Here is a 3,203-nt window from a genome sequence, read left to right as displayed (position 1 = left end):
AAAGCGTAATTAAAACCAAGACAACTGTGAGTTGTAAGGTTAAGAAATTAAGCGTACACGGTGGATGCCTAGGCAATCAGAGGCGAAGAAGGACGTGTTAATCTGCGAAAAGCGACGGTGAGCTGATAAAAAGCGCAATAGCCGTCGATGTCCGAATGGGGAAACCCAGTGTAGGTGACTACACTATCATATAATGAATTCATAGTTATATGAGGCGAACCGGGAGAACTGAAACATCTAAGTACCCCGAGGAAAAGAAATCAACCGAGATTCCCTAAGTAGCGGCGAGCGAAAGGGGAGGAGCCCAAGCGGGTAGCATATAGTATTAGTGGAAGCGTCTGGAAAGTCGCACGATAGAGGGTGAAAGTCCCGTACACGAAGGTGCGATATGTGGAAGCTTATAGAGTAGGGCGGGACACGTGATATCCTGTCTGAAGAAGGGGGGACCATCCTCCAAGGCTAAATACTCCTGATTGACCGATAGTGAACCAGTACCGTGAGGGAAAGGCGAAAAGAACCCCGGGAGGGGAGTGAAATAGACCCTGAAACCGTGTACGTACAATCAGTGGGAGCTGCTGCCGTTGGGTAGTGGTGACTGCGTACCTTTTGTATAATGGGTCAGCGACTTATATTCTGTAGCGAGGTTAACCGAATAGGGGAGCCGAAGGGAAACCGAGTATTAACTGTGCGTTAAGTTGCAGGGTATAGACCCGAAACCCGGTGATCTAGCCATGGGCAGGTTGAAGGTTGGTTAACACTAACTGGAGGACCGAACCGACTAATGTTGAAAAATTAGCGGATGACCTGTGGCTGGGGGTGAAAGGCCAATCAAACCGGGAGATAGCTGGTTCTCCCCGAAAGCTATTTAGGTAGCGCCTCATGAGTAACTGTTGGGGGTAGAGCACTGTTTCGGCTAGGGGGCCATCCCGGCTTACCAACCCGATGCAAACTCCGAATACTGACAAGTTTAATCATGGGAGACACACGGCGGGTGCTAACGTTCGTCGTGAAGAGGGAAACAACCCAGACCGCCAGCTAAGGTCCCAAAGTCATAGTTAAGTGGGAAACGAAGTGGGAAGGCTTAGACAGCTAGGATGTTGGCTTAGAAGCAGCCATCATTTAAAGAAAGCGTAATAGCTCACTAGTCGAGTCGGCCTGCGCGGAAGATGTAACGGGGCTAAAACTATGCACCGAAGCTGCGGCAGTGCACGTAAGTGTATTGGGTAGGGGAGCGTTCTGTAAGCCGTAGAAGGTGTGTTGTGAGGCATGCTGGAGGTATCAGAAGTGCGAATGCTGACATAAGTAACGATAAAGCGGGTGAAAAGCCCGCTCGCCGGAAGACCAAGGGTTCCTGTCCAACGTTAATCGGGGCAGGGTGAGTCGACCCCTAAGGAGAGGCCGAAGGGCGTATCTGATGGGAAACGGGTTAATATTCCCGTACTGGCTATAACTGCGATGGGGGGACGAAGAAGGCTAGGTTTACCACCTATTGGATGGTGGGTTAAGCATGTAGGCGTGTGATTAGGCAAATCCGGTCACTGAGACGCTGAGGTGTGATGACGAGCTGCTAAGGCAGTGAAGTAATTGATGCCCTGCTTCCAGGAAAATCCTCTAAGCTTCAGGTTATAGTTAATCGTACCCGAAACCGACACAGGTGGTCAGGTAGAGAATACTCAGGCGCTTGAGAGAACTCGGGTGAAGGAACTAGGCAAAATGGTGCCGTAACTTCGGGAGAAGGCACGCTGATGTTAATTGAAATCCCGTGCGGACGTAGGTGAAATCAGTCGAAGATACCAGCTGGCTGCAACTGTTTAATAAAAACACAGCACTGTGCAAACACGAAAGTGGACGTATACGGTGTGACGCCTGCCCGGTGCTGGAAGGTTAATTGATGGGGTTATGCGTAAGCAGAAGCTCTTGATCGAAGCCCCAGTAAACGGCGGCCGTAACTATAACGGTCCTAAGGTAGCGAAATTCCTTGTCGGGTAAGTTCCGACCTGCACGAATGGCGTAATGATGGCCAGGCTGTCTCCACCCGAGACTCAGTGAAATTGAATTTGCCGTGAAGATGCGGTGTACCCGTGGCAAGACGGAAAGACCCCGTGAACCTTTACTATAGCTTGACAGTGAACATTGAGCCTTAATGTGTAGGATAGGTGGGAGGCAAAGAAGCATGCACGCCAGTGTGTGTGGAGTCGACCTTGAAATACCACCCTTTAATGTTTGATGTTCTAACCTATACTTCTGAATCGAGGTAAGGGACACTGTCTGGTGGGTAGTTTGACTGGGGCGGTCTCCTCCCAAAGAGTAACGGAGGAGCACGAAGGTTAGCTAATCCTGGTCGGACATCAGGAGGTTAGTGCAATGGCAAAAGCTAGCTTGACTGCGAGAGTGACGGCTCGAGCAGGTACGAAAGTAGGTCATAGTGATCCGGTGGTTCTGAATGGAAGGGCCATCGCTCAACGGATAAAAGGTACTCCGGGGATAACAGGCTGATACCGCCCAAGAGTTCATATCGACGGCGGTGTTTGGCACCTCGATGTCGGCTCATCACATCCTGGGGCTGAAGTAGGTCCCAAGGGTACGGCTGTTCGCCGTTTAAAGTGGTACGCGAGCTGGGTTTAGAACGTCGTGAGACAGTTCGGTCCCTATCTGCCATGGGCGTAGGAAAATTGAGAGGGTTTGCTTCTAGTACGAGAGGACCGAAGTGAACGCACCGCTGGTGTTCGGGTTGTGATGCCAATTGCATTGCCCGGTAGCTACGTGCGGAATAGATAAGTGCTGAAAGCATCTAAGCACGAAACTAGCCTTGAGATGAGTTTTCCCTGAAGAGATTCAGTAAGGTCCGTTTGAGACTAAGACGTAGATAGGTCAGGTGTGTAAGTGTAGTGATACATTGAGCTAACTGATACTAATGAACCGAGAGTCTTAACCTTACAACTCGGAGTTGTTTTGGGATTATGCGAGAGATAGTCTAAAAGTTGAAATAACAGTTTGTTCCGGATTGAGGAATTGAAGATGAAGCGTTATAATAAGAGTAATGCTTTATTGAGATAGAAGAAGAGAAGACAGGATATGTCTGGCGGTAATAGCGCGGTGGTCCCACCTGACCCCATGCCGAACTCAGAAGTGAAACGCCGTAGTGCCGATGGTAGTGTGGGTATTACCCATGTGAGAGTAGGGTGCCGCCAGACTTTTAAATT

General features: G+C 49.8%; 2 rRNA genes. Both read left to right on the top strand.

Annotated features, from left to right (window positions below):
- The first annotated feature begins 37 nt into the window (after positions 1-37).
- Positions 38-2,936, top strand: a 23S ribosomal RNA gene (locus GQ598_RS10745).
- A gap of 142 nt (positions 2,937-3,078) precedes the next feature.
- Positions 3,079-3,194: ribosomal RNA gene (rrf, locus tag GQ598_RS10740) — 5S ribosomal RNA — on the top strand.
- The last annotated feature ends 9 nt before the right edge of the window (positions 3,195-3,203 follow it).

The sequence above is a fragment of the Gilliamella sp. Pas-s95 genome (assembly GCF_009795795.1).
GTDB classification, from domain to species: Bacteria; Pseudomonadota; Gammaproteobacteria; order Enterobacterales; family Orbaceae; genus Gilliamella; species Gilliamella bombicola.
The sequence above is the reverse complement of the archived record's forward strand: the minus strand, read 5'-3'. Positions and strand labels throughout refer to the sequence as shown.